The 18,142-nt window shown below is 65.9% G+C and carries 16 protein-coding genes and 1 pseudogene; 7 read left to right on the top strand and 10 right to left on the bottom strand.

The window, feature by feature from the left end; all coding sequences use genetic code 11:
- Position 1 precedes the first annotated feature (1 nt).
- From atuC to IB255_RS24950, 6 genes are all read left to right on the top strand, one after another.
- On the top strand, positions 2 to 1,618 hold the full coding sequence (gene atuC, locus IB255_RS24975) for a geranyl-CoA carboxylase subunit beta (protein WP_081518675.1): 1,617 nt from the start codon (positions 2 to 4) through the stop codon (positions 1,616 to 1,618).
- Between the two features lie 104 nt (positions 1,619 to 1,722).
- Entirely contained in the window at positions 1,723 to 2,883 is a 1,161-nt protein-coding gene (atuD, locus tag IB255_RS24970) for a citronellyl-CoA dehydrogenase (RefSeq protein ID WP_081518676.1), read from the top strand.
- A gap of 4 nt (positions 2,884 to 2,887) precedes the next feature.
- Positions 2,888 to 3,682 carry an isohexenylglutaconyl-CoA hydratase gene (gene atuE / locus IB255_RS24965; RefSeq protein ID WP_192211007.1) on the top strand — a complete coding sequence of 265 codons (795 nt, stop codon included), beginning with the start codon at positions 2,888 to 2,890 and terminating at the stop codon, positions 3,680 to 3,682.
- 16 nt (positions 3,683 to 3,698) lie between these two features.
- On the top strand, positions 3,699 to 5,687 hold the full coding sequence (gene atuF / locus IB255_RS24960) for a geranyl-CoA carboxylase subunit apha (RefSeq protein ID WP_081518678.1): 1,989 nt from the start codon (positions 3,699 to 3,701) through the stop codon (positions 5,685 to 5,687).
- A gap of 118 nt (positions 5,688 to 5,805) precedes the next feature.
- Complete coding sequence (locus tag IB255_RS24955; protein ID WP_081518679.1) at positions 5,806 to 6,627, top strand: SDR family oxidoreductase; 822 nt, start codon at positions 5,806 to 5,808, stop codon at positions 6,625 to 6,627.
- Positions 6,628 to 6,970: 343 nt separating this feature from the next.
- Positions 6,971 to 8,788 carry a long-chain-acyl-CoA synthetase gene (locus IB255_RS24950; protein WP_081518680.1) on the top strand — a complete coding sequence of 606 codons (1,818 nt, stop codon included), beginning with the start codon at positions 6,971 to 6,973 and terminating at the stop codon, positions 8,786 to 8,788.
- A 24-nt stretch (positions 8,789 to 8,812) separates the two neighbouring features.
- Here IB255_RS24950 and IB255_RS24945 read toward each other — a convergent pair whose 3' ends face one another.
- From IB255_RS24945 to IB255_RS24910, 8 genes are all read right to left on the bottom strand, one after another.
- The gene (locus tag IB255_RS24945; RefSeq protein WP_139791586.1) at positions 8,813 to 9,373 is read right to left on the bottom strand and encodes a hypothetical protein; all 561 of its coding nucleotides are present in this window, start codon (positions 9,371 to 9,373) and stop codon (positions 8,813 to 8,815) included.
- A gap of 126 nt (positions 9,374 to 9,499) precedes the next feature.
- Complete coding sequence (locus IB255_RS24940; RefSeq protein ID WP_081518682.1) at positions 9,500 to 10,219, bottom strand: hypothetical protein; 720 nt, start codon at positions 10,217 to 10,219, stop codon at positions 9,500 to 9,502.
- Positions 10,216 to 10,809: an RNA polymerase sigma factor gene (locus IB255_RS24935; protein WP_081518683.1), complete on the bottom strand. Its 594-nt coding sequence runs from the start codon at positions 10,807 to 10,809 to the stop codon at positions 10,216 to 10,218. The genes IB255_RS24940 and IB255_RS24935 overlap by 4 nt, the downstream gene beginning before the upstream one ends.
- A gap of 289 nt (positions 10,810 to 11,098) precedes the next feature.
- A complete protein-coding gene (locus IB255_RS24930) occupies positions 11,099 to 12,538 on the bottom strand; it encodes a PLP-dependent aminotransferase family protein (RefSeq protein ID WP_045212506.1) in 1,440 nt (479 codons plus the stop codon).
- A gap of 106 nt (positions 12,539 to 12,644) precedes the next feature.
- Positions 12,645 to 13,280, bottom strand: a complete 636-nt coding sequence (locus IB255_RS24925) for a response regulator transcription factor (RefSeq protein WP_081518684.1) — start codon at positions 13,278 to 13,280, stop codon at positions 12,645 to 12,647.
- 152 nt (positions 13,281 to 13,432) lie between these two features.
- Complete coding sequence (locus IB255_RS24920) at positions 13,433 to 14,260, bottom strand: OmpA family protein (RefSeq protein WP_081518685.1); 828 nt, start codon at positions 14,258 to 14,260, stop codon at positions 13,433 to 13,435.
- Entirely contained in the window at positions 14,257 to 14,601 is a 345-nt protein-coding gene (locus IB255_RS24915) for a DUF4398 domain-containing protein (RefSeq protein WP_081518686.1), read from the bottom strand. Before IB255_RS24915 ends, IB255_RS24920 begins: the two co-directional genes overlap by 4 nt.
- A gap of 28 nt (positions 14,602 to 14,629) precedes the next feature.
- Positions 14,630 to 15,457: a substrate-binding periplasmic protein gene (locus IB255_RS24910; RefSeq protein WP_081518687.1), complete on the bottom strand. Its 828-nt coding sequence runs from the start codon at positions 15,455 to 15,457 to the stop codon at positions 14,630 to 14,632.
- Positions 15,458 to 15,554: 97 nt separating this feature from the next.
- On the opposite strand from IB255_RS24910, the gene IB255_RS24905 reads away from it, so the two are divergent.
- Complete coding sequence (locus IB255_RS24905; RefSeq protein WP_081518688.1) at positions 15,555 to 16,502, top strand: alpha/beta fold hydrolase; 948 nt, start codon at positions 15,555 to 15,557, stop codon at positions 16,500 to 16,502.
- A gap of 55 nt (positions 16,503 to 16,557) precedes the next feature.
- Here the strand turns inward: IB255_RS24905 and fabV are convergent, their stop codons facing one another.
- Both fabV and IB255_RS24895 read right to left on the bottom strand, forming a co-directional pair.
- Positions 16,558 to 17,754 (bottom strand): enoyl-ACP reductase FabV, encoded by a 1,197-nt coding sequence (fabV, locus tag IB255_RS24900; RefSeq protein ID WP_081518689.1) that lies wholly within the window; start codon positions 17,752 to 17,754, stop codon positions 16,558 to 16,560.
- 215 nt (positions 17,755 to 17,969) lie between these two features.
- Positions 17,970 to 18,142 (bottom strand): annotated as a pseudogene (locus tag IB255_RS24895) (FAD-binding protein); the annotation flags it as partial.

Below are 18,142 nucleotides of genomic sequence, written 5' to 3'. Positions count from 1 at the left end.
GATGCCCGTCATCCAATCCGAAGTCGATCCCCAGGGCGAAGAATTCGCCCGCAACCGCGAGGCCATGCTGGCCGCCGTGGCGAGCTTCCGCGAGGTCGAGCAGAAGGTGCTGGACAAGGCCGCCGAGGCCAAGCCCAAGTTCGACAAGCGTGGCCAGCTGCTGCCGCGCGAACGCCTGAACCTGCTGCTGGACGCCGGCGCGCCGTTCCTCGAGATTTCCTCGCTGGCCGGCTACAAGCTGCATGACGACAAGGACGGCACCCAGGCCGGCGGCGGCATCATCTCCGGCATCGGCTACATCGCCGGGGTGCGCTGTCTGGTGACTGCCAGCAACAGCGCGATCAAGGGCGGCACCATCTCCCCCACCGGGCTGAAGAAGACCCTGCGCCTGCAGCAGATCGCCTTCGAGAACAAGCTGCCGGTGGTGGCACTGACCGAGAGCGGCGGCGCCAACCTGAACTACGCGGCGGACATCTTCGTCGAGGGCGCGCGCGGCTTTGCCAACCAGGCGCGCATGTCGGCTGCGGGTATTCCGCAGGTCACCGTGGTGCACGGCTCGTCCACCGCCGGCGGCGCCTACCAGCCGGGGCTGTCGGACTACGTGGTAGTGGTGCGCGGCAAGGCCAAGATGTTCCTCGCCGGCCCGCCGCTGCTCAAGGCCGCCACCGGTGAAATCGCCACCGACGAAGACCTCGGCGGCGCCGAACTGCACGCCCAGGTCGCCGGCACCGCCGAGTACCTGGCAGAGAACGACGCCGACGGCGTACGCCTGGCCCGCGAAATCCTCGCTGCGCTGCCGTGGAATGCGCAGCTGCCGGCGCGCCCGCAGCAGGAATGGGATGCCCCGCTGCACCCCGCCGAGGAACTGCTCGGCGTGGTGCCGGCGGACGCCAAGAAGCCCTATGACGTGCGCGAGATCATTGCGCGCATCGCCGACGGCTCGCGCTTCCTCGACTTCAAGAACGAGTTCGACAGCCAGACCGTCTGCGGCCACCTGCACATCGAAGGCCACGCCTGCGGACTGATCGGCAACAACGGCCCGATCACCCCGCAGGGCGCGGCCAAGGCGGCGCAGTTCATCCAGCTGTGCGAGCAGAGCAACACGCCGATCCTGTTCCTGCACAACACCACCGGCTTCATGGTCGGCACCGAGTCCGAACGCCTGGGCGTGATCAAGCACGGCTCGAAGATGATCCAGGCGGTGGCCAACGCCACGGTGCCCAAGCTCACCCTGGTCGTCGGCGGCTCGTACGGGGCAGGCAACTACGCCATGTGCGGCCGCGGGCTGGACCCGCGCTTCATCTTCGCCTGGCCCAACAGCCGCACCGCCGTGATGGGCGGCGCCCAGGCCGGCAAGGTGCTGCGCATCGTCACCGAGGAGAAGCACGCCAAGGAGGGCAAGGAGCCCGACCCGAAGATGCTCGACATGCTCGAACAGATGACCGCACAGAAGCTCGACGCCCAGTCCACCGCGCTCTACGGCACGGCGAGCCTGTGGGACGACGGGCTGATCGACCCGCGCGACACCCGCGCGCTGCTCGGCTACCTGCTGGACATCTGCGCGGAGGCGGCAGTACGGCCGCTGAAGAACAACCGTTTCGGCGTCGCACGATTTTGACCGTAGGGCGCATGACGCCGCCGGCGTCATCCGCCAAGCCGGCGGATAAAGCGTTCCGCTTTATTCGCCCTACCTGACTTGAAAGATCCCACGGAGAACAAGAAATGATCTTCACCCAGGAACACGAAGAACTCCGCCGCACCGTCCGCAACTTCGTCGAGCGCGAGATCAACCCCTACGTCGACGAGTGGGAAAAGGCCGGACGCTTCCCGATCCATGAAGTCTTCAAGAAGGCCGGCGACCTGGGCCTGCTGGGTATCTCCAAGCCGGAGAAATTCGGCGGCATGGGCCTGGACTACAGCTACTCGGTGGTCGCCGCCGAGGAGTTCGGCACCATCCATTGCGGCGGCGTGCCGATGGCCCTGGGCGTGCAGACCGACATGTGCACCCCGGCCCTGGCGCGCTTCGGCTCCGACGAGCTGCGCGAGGAGTTCCTGCGCCCGGCGATCGCCGGCGAGATGGTCGGCTGCATCGGCGTCTCGGAAGTCGGAGCCGGTTCCGATGTGGCAGGCCTGAAGACCACCGCGCGCAAGGATGGCGACGACTACGTCATCAACGGCAGCAAGATGTGGATCACCAACTCGCCGTCGGCCGACTTCATCTGCCTGCTGGCCAACACCTCCGACGACAAGCCCCACGTCAACAAGTCGCTGATCATGGTGCCGATGAAGTCCAAGGGCATCAGCGTCAGCCCGCACCTGGACAAGCTCGGCATGCGCAGCTCGGAGACCGCCCAGGTGTTCTTCGACGACGTGCGCGTCCCGCAGCGCAACCGCATCGGCGCCGAGGGCGCGGGCTTCATGATGCAGATGCTGCAGTTCCAGGAGGAACGCCTGTTCGGCGCCGCCAGCGGGATCAAGGGGCTGGAATACTGCGTCAACGCCACGATCGAGTACTGCAAGGAGCGCAAGACCTTTGGCCAGTCGCTGATCGACAACCAGGTCATCCACTTCCGCATGGCCGAGCTGATGACCGAGATCGAGTGCCTGCGCGCCCTCACCTACCAGGCCACCGAGCAGTACATCCGCGGCAAGGACGTGACCCGCCTGGCCTCCATGGCCAAGCTCAAGGTCGGCCGCCTGGCCCGCGAAGTCACCGACGCCTGCCTGCAGTACTGGGGTGGCCAGGGCTTCATGTGGGAGAACCCGGTCTCGCGCGCCTACCGCGACACCCGCCTGGTTTCCATCGGCGGCGGCGCCGACGAAATCATGCTGGGCATCATCTGCAAGATGATGGGCACCCTGCCGGGCAAGAAGAAGGGCTGATGCCATGACCCTGCCGAACTGCGAAACCCTGCTGCTGGAGCGTGACGGCGGCGTGCTGCACGTCACCCTGAACCGCCCGGACAGCCGCAACGCCATGAGCCTGGCGATGGTCGGTGAACTGCGCGCGGTGCTCGCCGCCGTGCGCGACGACCGCGGCGTGCGCGCCATCGTCCTGCGCGGCGCCGGCGGGCACTTCTGCGCCGGTGGCGACATCAAGGACATGGCCGGCGCCCGCGCCGCCGGTCCCGATGCCTATGCCGCGCTGAACCGTGCTTTCGGTGGCCTGCTGGAAGAAGCACAGGCGCAACCCCAAGTGCTGGTCGCCGTGCTGGAAGGCGCGGTGCTCGGCGGCGGCTTCGGCCTTGCCTGCGTCTCGGACATCGCCCTGGCGGCGGTGGACGCGCAGTTCGGCCTGCCGGAAACCAGCCTCGGCATCCTGCCAGCGCAGATCGCGCCCTTCGTGGTGAAGCGCATCGGCCTGACCCAGGCGCGCCGCCTGGCGCTCACCGCCGCCCGTTTCGACGGCCGCGAGGCGCTGCGCCTGGGCCTGGTGCATGCCTGCGCGGACAGCGCCGAAAACCTCGGCGAACAGCTTGTCCAGACGCTCGAGCAGATCCGCCGCTGCGCCCCCGGTGCCAACGCCGCCACCAAAGCGCTGCTGCTGGCCACCGAGAGCGAAGCCCTCGGCCCGCTGCTGGACGACGCTGCCCGTCAGTTCGCCGCCGCAGTGACCGGCGCGGAAGGCGCCGAAGGCACCCTGGCCTTCGTGCAGAAACGCAAACCGAACTGGGCGCAGTAGCCCCGAGGAAACCGTCATGCCCAGTTTCGACAAGATCCTCATCGCCAACCGTGGCGAGATCGCCTGCCGGGTGATCCGCACCGCCCACGACCTGGGCTACCGCACCGTGGCCGTGTACAGCGAGGCCGACGCCAATGCCCGCCATGTACAACTGGCCGACGAGGCGGTGTGCATCGGCCCGGCACCGGTGGGCCAGTCCTACCTGAAACCCGAGGCCATCCTCGATGCGGCGAAACGCACGGGAGCAGGCGCCGTCCACCCCGGCTACGGCTTCCTCTCGGAGAACGCCGACTTCGCCCGCGCCTGCGAGGCCGCCGGCATCGTCTTCATCGGCCCTGGCGTGGAAGCCATCCACCTGATGGGCAGCAAGCGCCTGTCGAAGATCGCCATGCTCGAAGCCGGCGTGCCCTGCATCCCCGGTTACGAAGGCGCGGAGCAGGACGACGCCACCCTCACCCGCGAAGCGCAGCGCATCGGCTACCCGCTGATGATCAAGGCCAGCGCCGGCGGTGGCGGACGCGGCATGCGCCTGGTGACCCGCAGCGAAGACCTCGCCGAACAGTTGCGCACCGCACGCTCGGAAGCGCAGAACGCCTTCGGCAGCGGCGAGCTGATCCTGGAAAAAGCCGTGGTGCAGCCGCGCCACGTGGAAATCCAGGTGTTCGGCGACAGCCACGGCCACATCGTTTATCTGGGCGAGCGCGACTGCTCGGTGCAGCGCCGCCACCAGAAAGTCATCGAGGAAGCGCCCTGCCCCGTACTCAGCGAGGAACTGCGCGCGGCCATGGGCGAGGCCGCGGTAAAGGCCGCCGCTTCGGTGAACTATGTGGGCGCCGGCACCGTGGAGTTCCTGCTGGACGCCAGCGGCGCCTTCTACTTCCTGGAAATGAACACCCGCCTGCAGGTGGAGCACCCGGTCACCGAGCTGGTGACCGGCCAGGACCTGGTGGCCTGGCAGATCCGCGTCGCCGAAGGCCACCCGCTGCCGCTCACCCAGGAACAGATCCAGCTCAAGGGCCACGCCATCGAAGTGCGCCTGTACGCCGAGGACGCAGGTGGCGGCTTCCTCCCGCAGACCGGCCAGGTATTGCGCTGGACACCGCCGCAGCTGGACGGCATCCGCATCGACCACGGCCTGCGCGAGGGCCAGCCGGTGACGCCATTCTACGACCCGATGCTGGCCAAGGTCATCGCCTATGGCGCCACCCGCGACGAGGCGCGGCGCAAGCTGATACGCGCCGTCGAGGACTGCGTGCTGCTGGGCGTGACCGGCAACCAGCGCTTCCTCGCCAACCTGCTCAAGCACCCGGAATTCGCCGCCGGCAAGGCCACCACCGCGTTCATCGGTGAGCAGTTCGCCGGCGACCCGAGCCTGGCCCCGCGCCAGCCGCAGGCGCTGGAACTGGCCTGTGCCGCCGCCCTGCTCTACCAGGCCTCGGCCAGCGACCGCGCGCACCAGCCCGGCCTTTCCGGCTGGCGCAGCGCCGGCAGCGCACCGTGGCGCTTCTCGCTCAAGCATGGCGAGGAGAAATTCGTCGTCGAACTGCAAGTCCGCGAGCACGGCCCCCAGCCGACGCTGCTGGCGCACATCGGTGACAGCGAGATCAACCTGCGCCTGCTCGGAGAAGAGAACGGCGACGCCGTCCTCGAAGCCGACGGCATCCGCCGCAGACTGCCCTTCCATCGCGAAGGCGCGCGCCTGTGGCTGTATGGCGCGGACGGCAACCTGGAACTGCAGGACGTCACCCATGAACCGGCCGGTGCTGCAGCAGGCGCGGGCTCCGGCACGGTAAAGGCGCCGATGGATGGCGCCATCGTCGACGTGCTGGTGGCCGAGGGCACGCGGGTCAGCAAGGGCCAGCTGCTGCTGGTGCTGGAAGCGATGAAGATGGAGCACCCGCTCAAGGCCGGCGTCGACGGCGTGATCCGCCGCGTGCAGGTGAGCAAGGGCGAGCAGGTGAAATCCCGGCAGCTGCTGGTGGAGGTCGAGGCCGAGGAAGCCTGATCCCGCACTCCCTGTAGGAGCACGCCATGCGCGCGATCGCGGACATGGCCCGCTCCTACAGAAATGACACCGAAACCATTCCGTCAGAACAAGACCACAAGAACACGGAGCCCCAACCATGTCCCTCAAAGGCAAGACTCTCTTCATCACCGGCGCCAGCCGTGGCATCGGCCGCGAGATCGCGCTGCGCGCCGCCCGCGACGGCGCCAACATCGTCATCGCCGCCAAGAGCGCCGAGCCCCACCCGAAACTGGAAGGCACCATCTTCAGCGTCGCCGAGGAAGTCGAGGCCGCCGGTGGCAAGGCGCTGGCCCTGCAACTGGACGTGCGCGACGAAAACGCCGTGCGCGATGCCATGGCCAAGGCTGCCGAACACTTCGGCGGGATCGACGCGGTGGTCAACAACGCCGGCGCCATCAAGCTGGTCGGCGTGGAGCGCCTGGAGCCCAAGCGCTTCGACCTGATGTACCAGATCAACACCCGCGCCGTGATGGTCTGCAGCCAGGCCGCGCTGCCCTACCTGAAGCAGAGCAAGGGCCACATCCTCAGCCTGTCGCCGCCGATCAACCTGGCCGGCAAGTGGTTCGCCCAGCACGGCCCCTACACCGTCACCAAATACGGCATGAGCATGCTCACCCTGGGGATGCACGAGGAGTTCAAGAAGTACGGCATCAGCGTCAACGCCCTGTGGCCGAAGACCATGATCGCCACTGCCGCCATCGAGTTCGAACTGGGCAGCCGCGACGCCTTCAAGCGCGCCCGCACACCGGCAATCATGGCCGACGCCGCCTACGCCATCCTCTCCAGCAGCGAACGCGCCATCAGCGGCCGCCTGCTGATCGACGAGGACATCCTCCGCGAACAGGGCCAGAACGACTTCGAGCAGTACCGCTTCGACCCGAACGGCGGCAGCCTGGTACCCGACCTGTTCCTCGACTGACCGCTGCCACCCATCGCACCACGGCCAACGGCGAATAACCGCGAGCGGTTATTCGCCCTAGGTCCCTTCCAGGCACCAGCTCCCCGTAGGGCGCATAACGCGGCACGCGTTATCCGCCGAAAGGCCGCCAATGCCCCGCCCCGCAGCATTAACCAATCGACACAATCCCGCCCTGGCCGCCCGGCCATCCGCTCCTAGACTGCGATGAATGCTCATCGGCCGGTTTGCCGATCTGACTTGCGCCAGGCGCATCAGGGCCATAGCCGAGCGTCAGGGAGCGACCTAGAGTCGCGCAGACCTGTCTGCACGCCACGGACAACAATGACAATAAGGGCACGCGTCAATGAGCCACGCCGATATCATCACCCCGACCCGCTTCCTCGCCCACCTGCCGGCCACCCTCGGTCGCGTGCCACGCATGCTGCGCGGGCTGTACTACACCGGCATCCGCAACCGCGAGAAGAATCTCTCCCTGGGCTGGGCGCTGGAGCGCGCCGCGCGCCTCTACCCGGACAGCCCGGCGTTGATCGACGAACGGCGACGCCTGTCCTACGCGCTCTTCAACGGCTGGGCCAACCGCCTGGCACGGGCCTTCCAGGCCGAAGGCGTAGGCCACGCCAGCGTGGTTGCGGTGATGCTGGAGAACCGCGCCGAACTCATGGTGGTGCTTGCCGCCCTGGCCAAGCTCGGCGCCATCGGCGCGCTGGTCAACACCACCCAGCGCGGCCAGGTGCTCAGCCATAGCCTGAACCTGGTCAAGCCCAGCCACTTCGTGGTCGGCGAGGAGCTGCGCGAGGCTTTCGAGGACGTCCGCCCGGCCCTGGAAAACAGCGGCGGGCGCTGCTACTGGATCGCCGACGGTGAAGACTCGGCACAGGCCCCGGCCGGCTGGCAGAGCCTGATGCGCCTGGCGCAGGAACAGGATTCGAACAACCTCGCCGAGACAGCGCGGGTACGTCTGAAGGACGCCTGCTTCTACATCTACACCTCCGGCACCACCGGCCTGCCGAAGGCCTCGATCATGAGCCACGGCAAGTGGATCAAGGCCTACGGCGGCTTCGGCCACTCAGGGCTCGGGCTGACCAACAGCGACGTGCTCTACCTGACCCTGCCCTGCTACCACAACAACGCCGTGACCGTCTGCTGGAGCGCCGTGCTCGCCGGTGGCGCGGCCATCGCCCTGCGCCGCAAGTTCTCCGCCAGCGCGTTCTGGAAGGACGTGCAGGCCTACCAGGCGACCTGCTTCGGCTACATCGGCGAGCTCTGCCGGTATCTGCTCAACCAGCCGCAATGCGAAGAAGAGCGCGGCAACACCCTGACCTGCATGATCGGCAACGGCCTGCGTCCGTCGATCTGGAACGAGTTCAAGGAACGCTTCGGCATCGAGCGCATCACCGAGTTCTACGCCTCCAGCGAAGGCAACATCGGCTTCACCAACGTTTTCAACTTCGACAATACGGTAGGTTTCTCGCCGGCAACCTACGCGATCGTGCGCTATGACCTGGAGAACGACCAGCCAGTGCGCGGCACCAGGGGCTTCATGGAAAAGGTCGACAAGGGCGAAGCCGGCCTGCTGATCAGCGAGATCAGCGACAAGTGGCCATTCGACGGCTACACCGACCCGGCCAAGAGCGAGGCGGTGATCTACCGCAACGTGTTCAAGGAAGGCGATACCTGGTTCAACACCGGCGACCTGATGCGCGACATCGGCTTCAAGCACACGCAGTTCGTCGACCGCCTGGGCGACACCTTCCGCTGGAAGGGCGAGAACGTCTCCACCACCGAAGTGGAAAACGCCCTGGGCGCCTTCCCCGGCGTGGAGGATGCGGTGGTCTACGGCGTGGAGATTCCCGGCACCAACGGCCGCTGCGGCATGGCCGCGCTGCGCCTGGCCGACGGCGCCAGCCTGGACGCTGCGCAGCTGGCGGCGCACCTGGACCGTGAGTTGCCGGCTTATGCGGTGCCGTTGTTCCTGCGCCTGCTGGTCCAGGTAGAGACCACCGGGACCTTCAAGTACAAGAAGACCGACCTCAAGCGCAACGCCTACGACCCTTCAGCCGTGACCGAGGCGCTGTTCGTGCGACTGCCCGGCGAGGCGGACTACCGGGCGCTGGACGGGGAACTGTTCGAGGCGATTCGCGGCGGTGTGCATCGCTTCTGAGCGAATCTTCGCAGGACCAAGAGGTCAGTTGCGGAACTGGAACTGCAGCTCGGCGCCGCGGATATCCGAGTGCCAGCTGTCGTCGTTGGTTTCGCGCTCATTCGGCTCGCGCGAGATCAACCGACCGCCCACCTGGAACGGGCTTTGCCCGGTCTTTTCACCGAACATCTGCGGCAGCAGCGGCTTGTCTTCCAGCTCGGCCAGCGGCTTGTCAGGGTCGAGCTGGTGGAGCATGTCCTTGGGCAGACGCAAGTCGAGCTTCACCGGCGGCAGCGGCTGCTTGACCACGGGATCGACCGCCTTCTTCACCTGTGCCGGGGTCTTCGACGGCGCCTTGGCCTCGGGCTTGATGGCCGCTTCGACCGCCGGCGCCTTTGGCGAGGCCACGGCCTTGGCCGCAGCGGGCTTGGCTTCCGATTCGCGCGATTGTTCGGCGGCCGGCTCGGGCGCGGGCGCGCTGGCCGCTGGCGCCGGCACTGCAGCGGGCGCTGGAGCCGGAGCGGCAGCCTTGTCCTTGTGCTCATCACCACAGGCGGCGAGCAGCAGGGACAAACTGGCGACAATGAGAATTCGGGACTTCGTCATGGAGCGAACCGTCAGAAAAACCGCGCAATGCTGGCGCGAGATGCGAGGCAGAGCAAGAGCCTTGCCATGACAAACCATTACGGCGATCAGTCTGACAGGCGCGCACTGAACCCGGCCTGTCATTGATCAAGGGTTGTCAGGCAAATCCCTCAGGGCCTGATCGATATCCAGGTCCGGGAAGCGCTGCCGCAAGCTCTCGCGCACCCGTTCAGCGTCCTCCTTCTGCCCCTTGTTCTGCAAGTCGCGCAGATGCAACAGGCTGGTGCGCGGCTCGTCGGCCTCCGCCGCGAACGCCTGCACCTTTCCCTGTGCCTGCCTGTCTGGCTGCGCCTGGGCATCAGAAAGCTCGCGAGTCTCTGCCTGAGCCTTGGCCTTCGCACTCTCCATGGCCATTTTCTTGCTCATCGGCGCAGGCTTGGCGAGCTCTTCCATAGAGACGCCGGCAGCCGCGCTATCCCTCTGCGGTGCGGCCATGCTTGGCTCCGCCGCATAGGGCGCGGCAGCCGGAGCCGCTGGCGGCGCCATGGCCGGAGCCGGAGCCGGCGCGCGCATCATCGCCGGAGCCACTGGTGCATCGAAGCGATCCGGCGCCTCTTCGTAGGTGCGCAGGGTCAGGCTCAGGCCGACGCCCAGCGTCGCCAGGCCCGCCACGGCGACACCCCAACGCTGCCGGCTGCCAGAACCCAGCAGCCAGTGGTGCAGGCGCTGGGCGAGGCCGGGCTTCTTCTCCTGCACGGCAGCACGGGCGGCGGCCAGGATGCGTGCGTCCAGCTGCGCCGACGGCTGCTCATCGCTGTGCCGGCGGTAGTGCTCGAGCATGTCCTGCTCGTGCGGATCGCGATTCATGGATTCACCTCCTCGGTCACCGACGGGTCGGACAACAACCGACGCAGTTTTTGCATGGCATAGCGAAGCCGGCTCTTCACCGTTTCGGCCGGAGTCTTCGTCAGTTCGGCAATTTCGTTCAGCTCCAGGTCGCCGTGGGTGCGCAGCAGGAACACTTCGCGCTGCTCTTCCGGCAGTGACTCCAGCGCGCCCTGCAGGCGCTGCTGGTCGCGACTCAGGCTCAGCTCGCGCTCTGGGTCGACGCTTTCGCCAACCAGGGCCTCGCCATGCAACTGCTCGTCGAAGCTCTCCTGACGGCTCTGGTGTCGGCCCAGTTTGCGCCAGTGGTCGATCAGGCGGTTGCGGCCGATCTGGTACAGCCAGGTCTTGAAGCTGGCCGCCCCCATCGGCTGGCTGTCGCTGCGGATCAGGCTCATCCAGGTTTCCTGGAACACTTCCTCGGCCTGGGCGTGGTCGCCACACAGGCCACAGAGGAAGCGGAACAGGCCGAGGCGATGGCGAGCATAGAGCTCAGCGAAGGCCTCGGCATCGCCTTGTCGGTAGCGTCGCAGCAATGCCGCGTCGCTGTCGTCCTTGGGGGATATCTTCAACTCTCTCGATCCGTAACGGGGCAGGTTTCGACTGGCTTCTCGCCAGCGGCCGAGTAGTGCCGATGGCGCGGGCGCCGGGATAGCGCCGTGGCTATCAGGCAGAAGGATTGGCGTGGCAAGCGGCACGGTGGCGGCCTCGTCGAAGGATCATCTTCCTTGGACGAGACGGCGCCGGTAGTCGGGTTAACCGTCGACAAGCATTGACCCAGGAGAGGGCTCCGACCGCGATGGTATCCGGCGCGCTGCGGACCTGTCCCGGACAGAACCCGCCACTGCGCAAGCCGGACACTTACGCGGCGATCAGCTCCTCCTGGCAGAGCTGGCAGGCCAGCATGCCAAGGGTCATGATCGCCCGCTCCGCCTCGCGGTCCCAGGGGATGCCACAGGTCAGGCGCAGGCAGTTGTTGAACTGCTCGGTATTACTGAAGATCAGCCCCGGCGCGATGCTGATGCCCTGCTCCAGCGCGCGTACGTGCAGCTCCTTGGTGTTCACCTTGGCCGGCAGGCTGACCCAGAGGATGAAGCCGCCCTTGGGCCGGGTCATCTGCGTGCCTTCGGGGAAGTACTGCTGCACTGCCAGCTGGTAGGCGGTCATGTTCTTGCGGTACTCCTGGCGGATGTAGCGCAGGTGCCGGTCGTAGCCGCCATTCTCCAGGTACGCCGCCACGCCCATCTGGGTGACGGTGCACGCCGAATGCGTGGTGAAGGTCTGCAGGCGGCGGATTTCCTCCTGGTAGCGCTCGGTGATGATCCAGCCGATGCGCACGCCGGGGGAAATGGTCTTGGAGAAACTCGAGCAATACACCACACGGCCGTCACGGTCGTGGGCCTTGAGCGCCTTGGTCTGGCCCTGGTCGAACATCAGTTCGCCGTAGATATCGTCCTCGATCACCCCGATGTTGTGCTCGGCGGTGAGCTTGAGCAGCGCTTTCTGGCGGTCCTCAGGAATGGTGCCGCCCAGCGGGTTGCTCAGGCGCGCGGTCAGCACCAGCGCCTTGATGGGCCACTGGTTGGCGGCCAGTTGCAGGGCCTCCAGGCTGATGCCGGTCAGCGGGTCGCTGGGGATCTCGATGACCTTGAGGCCGAGGATGTCGGCCAACTGCAGCAAGCCGTAGTAACTCGGCGACTCGGTGGCGATCAGGTCGCCCGGACGGGTCATCACGCGCAAGGCCATATGGATGGCGTCCACGCAGCCATGGGTGATGGTCACCTGGGTCGGATCGACCACCACGCCGGCATCACGCATGCGGATCGCCACCTGGCGACGCAGCGGTTCGTAGCCGGGGCTGAACATGTAGCTGAAGGCGCGCGGGCTGGAGAATCGCGTGACCTTGGCCAATTGCTGGTGCAGCGCGCGAACCGGGAGGTAATCCACATGCGGCACGGCAGCCCCCAGCGGAAACACGCCTTCGCGGCGCGCTTCGGCGAGCACCTGGTTGATGATGCTGCTGCGCGTGACCAGGCCGGGCCGCTCGACTCGGGCGATGTCCGGGGTCGAAGCTGTCAGCGCCGGCGTGCGGTGTACGTAGAAACCGGACTGCGGGCGCGCGCGGATCAGCCCCTGGTCTTCGAGGGTGGCGTAGGCCTGGAGCACCGTGGCATGGCTGACGTTGAGCTGGGTGCTCAGCTTGCGCACGGACGGCACGCGCTCGCCCGGCTGGTAGACACCACGACGGATGTCTTCCGCCAGTTGCTGGGCGATGCGCTGGTACAGCAGCAGATTGGACATGACGGCCATCCCTCGGTCATTGAACCGAAACAGTAGCCAAAAAGTGCAAACTGTTCCAGAACAGTCTCAGGCATTCCGTCCGATACAGTTACGCCGCCCTGCCCGCTCAGATCTCCCCGAGCCAGTCCAGCAGCCCCGCCACCACCAGTTGCGCGTCGGTGGTCAGGCCGAGCTTCTGCATGGCGTTGCGCTTGTGGGTGCTGATGGTGGAGACACTGCGGTTGGTCCGCTCGGCGATTTCCCCCACCGTGGCGCCATGGGCCAGGCGGCGGATGATATCGATCTCGGTCGGGCTCAGCGGCTTGCCGGTATGGCGCGGCGGTCGCAGCATCGGATCGATGTAGGTCTCGCCCTTGCGGATGCGGGCGATGGCGTCGTCCAGCAGGCTCAGCGGGTTGCGCTTGCAGACATAGCCCACGGCGCCGCACTTGACCGCTGCGGTCGCCAACAGTGGCGCGCCCATGACTGAGTAGACCAGTACAGGTACTTCCGGATGGTGGCGCTGCAGCCATTCGATCAGGTGCACGCCGTCACGCCCGCGGGCGCCGGGCAGCGCCAGCTCGACAATGGCCAGGTCGACCTCGGGATGGGCAGTGAGCACATCCAGCAGGCTGTCGGTGTCGCTGACGAAGGCTTTCACCTGCGCCAGTTCGCGCTCCAGCAGATAGCGTTCCAGACCCCAACCGATCATCGGTTGCGGGTCCGCCACGATTACATTGAAAAGCTTCTTTTCCGATGACATCTCGTTCTCTCGTCTACAGCTCCCCTGAGGGGATTAGTCGCACTTGGCTATTTTCGCCAAGCTGCCACTCGAAAGATTTCGAGATCCCCCTGACAAAAAACCCCGGAGCCGAGGCTTCCGGGGTTTTCCTGTGACGGGATATTGCGAAGGGATCAGCGTTCGGCGCCGAGCTGGCCCTTCTCATCGGAGAAGACGATCTCCACCCGGCGATTCTGCGCGCGCCCCAGCGACGAGGCGTTGTCCGAGATCGGATAGGCCTCGCCATAGCCCTGCACCTGCACGCGTTTCTCGTCCACACCCAGGTCGGTCAGCGCGTCAGCCACGGCCTGCGCGCGATCCTTGGACAGCTGCAGATTCTGCTCTCGGTCGCCTTCGCCGTCGGTGTAGCCCTCGATGCGGATCACCCGGCGCGGGTTGAGCTGGAGGAACTGCACCAGCTTGAGCACGGTGCGATTGGCGGCGGGCTTGAGGTCCGCTTCGCCGCTGTCGAACAGCACGTCGCCGAGGGTCAGCACCAGGCCTCGCTCGGTTTCGTTGGTGGCGAGGCTGACCATCTGCTGCTCCAGCCACTTGCTCTGTTCCTGCACGTTGAGCAGGCGTGCTTCGCGCATCGCCAGCTGCAGGCGCTCGCGCTCCATCTGCTGCTTGCCCAGGCGCTCCTGGTTCAGCGCCAGGTTGCTGTGCTCGCGAGCGATCTCGCTGTAGCGCTGGCTGAGGTAGGAGTACTGCAGTACGTCGTCACTGCTGCCCCAGTAGTTGGACAGACGCTCGGCACGGGCCAGCGACTCGCCGGCGCGGATCACATCCTTGGGCGCACTGCGCAACACCGAGGAGTCTTCCTTCACGGCCTGGAACTGCAGGCGGGCCTGCTCCAGGGACTTCTCGCTGAGCTGGCTGTTGGCGCAGCCGGCCAGCAGCGCGACGGCGGAAAGAGCCCCCAGCCACGAGGAGCTACGGCGCAACAGTTGTGCGGAAGTCATTGCACTTCTCCCAACTGTTTGCGCAGGCGGTTGATGCTCTTGCTCTGCTCGGCCAGTTGCTCGGCGCTCTTGCGCGTCAGCTCCTTGGCCTCGGCCAGGCGGGCGTCGAGCTCGGCCTGTTCGGCGAGCTGCCGGGCCTTCTTGTTCGAGCCGACTGCCAGGGCGCCCTTGGCGGCCTGGTACTTGTCCTCGGCGAGCTTGAGCTCGGCCACGGCATCGGTCGCACCCACGGCCTTGGCCTGTTCCAGCGCCTGCTCGGTGAGGCGCATCTGTTCGTTGGGTGCCGGGTCGTTCGTCGCACAGCCGGCCAATGCAAACAAAGCCAGGCCGGCGACCATCATCCGTCGATTGATCACGAAATCTATTGTCCTACTCGGTGGGAGTGCTGGCAGGCTGAAGCTGCTGGGCCTTCCAGCGGGCCAGGTTGTCCTGCAGCAGGCGCTGCGGGACTCCGGCGGCCGTCAATTCTGTCATTTTTTTTGCCAGTTGTCCGCGCAGCCACGGCTCATTGCAGGCCGAGTTGTGCGCTACGGTCAGGTACAGACCTTCGCTGGAGATCGGCGGTTCCAGCGGCTGCAGGTCGTCGGCCATGCCGAGGGTATCGGCGACTGCCAGGCCGGGGTAGTGCTCGTAGATCACATAATCCGAGCGCTTGAGCAGCAGTTTCTGGAAGGCCTGGGTCAGGCTGGGCACCTCTTCCAGGGTCAGCTCCTGCTTGGCGAAGCTGTCGAAGTCCGGGCCGAAGCTGTTGTTCACCAGGGTGCCGCCCTTCAGGCCGCGCAGGTCATCACGACCGGTATAGGGCGTGGTGGCGTCCTTGCGCATCCACACCACGTTGTCGGTGGTGAGGAAGGCCGGATGGATGTAGTCCATGGTCTCCAGGCGCGGCGGCGTGAGGAAGGCACCGGCAATCAGGTCGACCCGACCCAGCCGCGCTTCTTCCTGAGCACGCGCCCAGGAACCGGTGTAGATCACCCGGATATTCACCCCGACCGCCTTGCCGATCTGCTCCAGCAGGTCGGCGTTGGCGCCGATCAGGCGCTCCGGCTGCGCCGGGTCGCGCCACAGGTAAGGCGGGTATTCCGGATTGCCGGTGGCCACCAGGCGTTCGCACTTGCCAGCCGCGGAACCGGCCAGGGGAATGGAGAAAGTCACCAGCAACAGCGCCGCACGGATCAGCGTGGAGCAATCAGGCATCGGTAGTCTCGCTCGCCAGAAGAAAGAACGGTCATGCTTAGAGCCGCAAAATGCTAGCGTAAAGCACACCGACCCGATTTGGTAATAAGGACTTCTCATGAAGAAAGCCCTTCTGGCCCTTCTCCTGGCGATAGCCGTCACCGCTGGCGTGCTCTACGCCTTCCCCTCCACCCTGCTGGCGACCGCGCAGTACGTCGAAAGCGCCCGCGCCCGGCTGTCCACCAACAGCCTGCAGGTCGACGACCTCGACATCACCTACTACGAGGGCGGCCCGGATAAGGCCCAGACCATCCTGCTGATCCACGGCTTCGGCGCCGACAAGAGCAACTGGCCGCGTTTCGCTCGCTTCCTCACCAAGGACTATCACGTCATCGCGGTCGACCTGCCGGGCTTCGGCGACAGCAGCAAACCTGCGAACATCAGCTACGACGTCGGCACCCAGGCCGAGCGCCTGGCGGATTTCATGCGCGAACAGGGCATCGGCCGCTTCCACGTGGTCGGCAACTCCATGGGCGGGCATATCGCCGCACTGCTGGCCGCGCGGCATCCGCAGGAAGTGCTGTCGGTCGGCCTGTTCGACAATGCCGGCGTCATCGCACCGCACCCGAGCGAGCTGTTCGAGCGCCTCAAGAACGGCGAAAACCCGCTGGTGCTGCGCTCGGTGGACGACTTCCCCGCCCTGCTCGACTTCGTCTTCGTGCAGAAGCCGCCGCTGCCGTCGCGGCTGCAGGACTATCTGGCGGAACGCTCGCTGGAGCGCAGCGCGTTCAACGGCATGGTCTTCCAGCAGCTACGTGAGCGCTATATCCCGCTGGAACCCGAGTTGCCGAAGATCACTGCGCCGACCCTGCTGCTGTGGGGCGACCGCGACCGCGTGCTGGACGTTTCCAGCATCGATGTGATGAAGCCGCTGCTGAAGAAACCCAGCGTGGCCATCCTGCGCGATTGCGGCCACGTGCCGATGACCGAGCGCCCGGAGGAAACCGCCCGCCTCTACCTGGACTTCCTCCAGCGCAATCACACGCCCGTGACCGCATCGAACTGAAGCAGGCTGGAAAACAGAAACGGCGCCCGAAGGCGCCGTTTCTACTGGGGCAAACTCAGAGCTGGATCAGATTCGGAATCTGCACGTCCGGATTGACGTCCTGCTCGTAGTCCACGCCAGCGATCTCGAAGCCGAAGAGTCGCAGGAACTCGGACTTGTAGCCGGTGAAGTCGGTCAGCTGGTACAGGTTCTCGTTGGTCACCTTGTTCCACAGGTCCTTCACGGTGTCCTGCACATCCGGCTGCAGTTCCTTGTAGTCGGCGCGCAGACGACCATCGGCGTCCAGGTGCGGCTGGGCTCCGTACAGGCTTTCACGGAACAGGCCGTCGACCTGCTCGATGCAACCTTCGTGGGTGCCCTTCTCCTTCATCACCTTGAACAGCAGCGACAGGTACAGCGGCATCATCGGGATGGCCGAGCTGGCCTGGGTGACCACGGCCTTCAGCACGGAAACACGAGCGTCACCACCGGTGGCGGCGAGTTTCTCGCGAATCCCCAGGACCTTCTGGTCCAGGTCCTTCTTGGCGGCGCCGATGGAGCCGTTCCAGTACAGGTCGTGGGTGATTTCTTCGCCCAGGTAGGTGAAGGCGGTGGTCTTGGCGCCATCGGCCAGCACACCGGCTTCCTGCAGGGCGTCGATCCACATCTGCCAGTCTTCACCGCCCATGACCGCGACGGTGTTGGCGATTTCCTCAGGCGTCGCCGGCTCCATCACGCTTTCCTTGATCACTTCCTTGTCGGTGTCCAGACCACGGAAGTTGACCGCCTTGCCCACCGGCTTGAGCACGGAGTTGAAGACCTCGCCGGTCTTCGGGTGGGTACGGCGCGGAGCGGCCAGGCTGTAGACGACCAGGTCGACCTTGCCCAGGTCCTGCTTGATGGTGTCGATGGTGACTTTCTTCACTTCATCGGAGAAGGCGTCGCCGTTGATGCTGCGCGCATACTGGCCCTTGGCCTTGGCGAACTTCTCGAAGGCAGCGGAGTTGTACCAGCCGGCAGTGCCCGCCTTGGTCTCGCTGCCGGGACGCTCGAAGAACACGCCCAGGGTGTCGGCGCCGGCGCCAAAGGCGGCGCTGATGCGCGCGGCCAGGCCGTAGCCGGTGGAGGAACCGATGACCAGGACCTTCTTCGGACCGTTGGCGATGGGGCCGTGCGCCTCGACGTACTCGATCTGTTCCTTGACGTTGGCTTCACAGCCGGTCGGGTGGGTAGTGACGCAGATGAAGCCACGCACGCGCGGTTTGATGATCATGAAAACCTCGGTAGCCAGGTGTCGATTGAACACATTCAGGAACTGGAGACGTCGCGCATTGTAGATGAGACACCTTCGCCGGTGGACTTCTCGGCAAAGATTCGTGACCAATGGGTCATCGGCGCAGCAGAACGCTCATTTCCCGAGAAAAATCAGGGACCTGAAATGAAAGAACCCGCCACGGAGGGCGGGTTCCTTCAACAAGCGGATCGGGCTCAGATGGCCTTTTCCAGCTCCGGTACGGCTTCGAACAGGTCGGCGACCAGGCCGTAGTCGGCAACCTGGAAGATCGGCGCCTCTTCGTCCTTGTTGATCGCAACGATCACTTTCGAGTCCTTCATGCCCGCCAGGTGCTGGATGGCGCCGGAGATACCGACGGCCACGTACA

Source organism: Pseudomonas sp. PDM22 (assembly GCF_014851965.1).
Classification (GTDB): Bacteria; Pseudomonadota; Gammaproteobacteria; order Pseudomonadales; family Pseudomonadaceae; genus Pseudomonas.
The sequence above is the reverse complement of the archived record's forward strand: the minus strand, read 5'-3'. Positions and strand labels throughout refer to the sequence as shown.

Excerpts from the sequence above, each read along its gene's own strand:
- IB255_RS24955 (WP_081518679.1), top strand. The coding sequence starts at position 5,806 with ATGTCCCTCAAAGGCAAGACTCTCTTCATCACCGGCGCCAGCCGTGGC.
- IB255_RS24930 (WP_045212506.1), bottom strand. The coding sequence starts at position 12,538 with ATGTCCAATCTGCTGCTGTACCAGCGCATCGCCCAGCAACTGGCGGAA.
- IB255_RS24940 (WP_081518682.1), bottom strand. The coding sequence starts at position 10,219 with ATGAATCGCGATCCGCACGAGCAGGACATGCTCGAGCACTACCGCCGG.
- atuD (WP_081518676.1), top strand. The coding sequence starts at position 1,723 with ATGATCTTCACCCAGGAACACGAAGAACTCCGCCGCACCGTCCGCAAC.
- atuF (WP_081518678.1), top strand. The coding sequence starts at position 3,699 with ATGCCCAGTTTCGACAAGATCCTCATCGCCAACCGTGGCGAGATCGCC.
- IB255_RS24920 (WP_081518685.1), bottom strand. The coding sequence starts at position 14,260 with ATGACTTCCGCACAACTGTTGCGCCGTAGCTCCTCGTGGCTGGGGGCT.
- IB255_RS24910 (WP_081518687.1), bottom strand. The coding sequence starts at position 15,457 with ATGCCTGATTGCTCCACGCTGATCCGTGCGGCGCTGTTGCTGGTGACT.
- IB255_RS24925 (WP_081518684.1), bottom strand. The coding sequence starts at position 13,280 with ATGTCATCGGAAAAGAAGCTTTTCAATGTAATCGTGGCGGACCCGCAA.
- fabV (WP_081518689.1), bottom strand. The coding sequence starts at position 17,754 with ATGATCATCAAACCGCGCGTGCGTGGCTTCATCTGCGTCACTACCCAC.
- IB255_RS24915 (WP_081518686.1), bottom strand. The coding sequence starts at position 14,601 with ATGATGGTCGCCGGCCTGGCTTTGTTTGCATTGGCCGGCTGTGCGACG.
- atuC (WP_081518675.1), top strand. The coding sequence starts at position 2 with ATGCCCGTCATCCAATCCGAAGTCGATCCCCAGGGCGAAGAATTCGCC.
- atuE (WP_192211007.1), top strand. The coding sequence starts at position 2,888 with ATGACCCTGCCGAACTGCGAAACCCTGCTGCTGGAGCGTGACGGCGGC.
- IB255_RS24945 (WP_139791586.1), bottom strand. The coding sequence starts at position 9,373 with ATGACGAAGTCCCGAATTCTCATTGTCGCCAGTTTGTCCCTGCTGCTC.
- IB255_RS24950 (WP_081518680.1), top strand. The coding sequence starts at position 6,971 with ATGAGCCACGCCGATATCATCACCCCGACCCGCTTCCTCGCCCACCTG.
- IB255_RS24905 (WP_081518688.1), top strand. The coding sequence starts at position 15,555 with ATGAAGAAAGCCCTTCTGGCCCTTCTCCTGGCGATAGCCGTCACCGCT.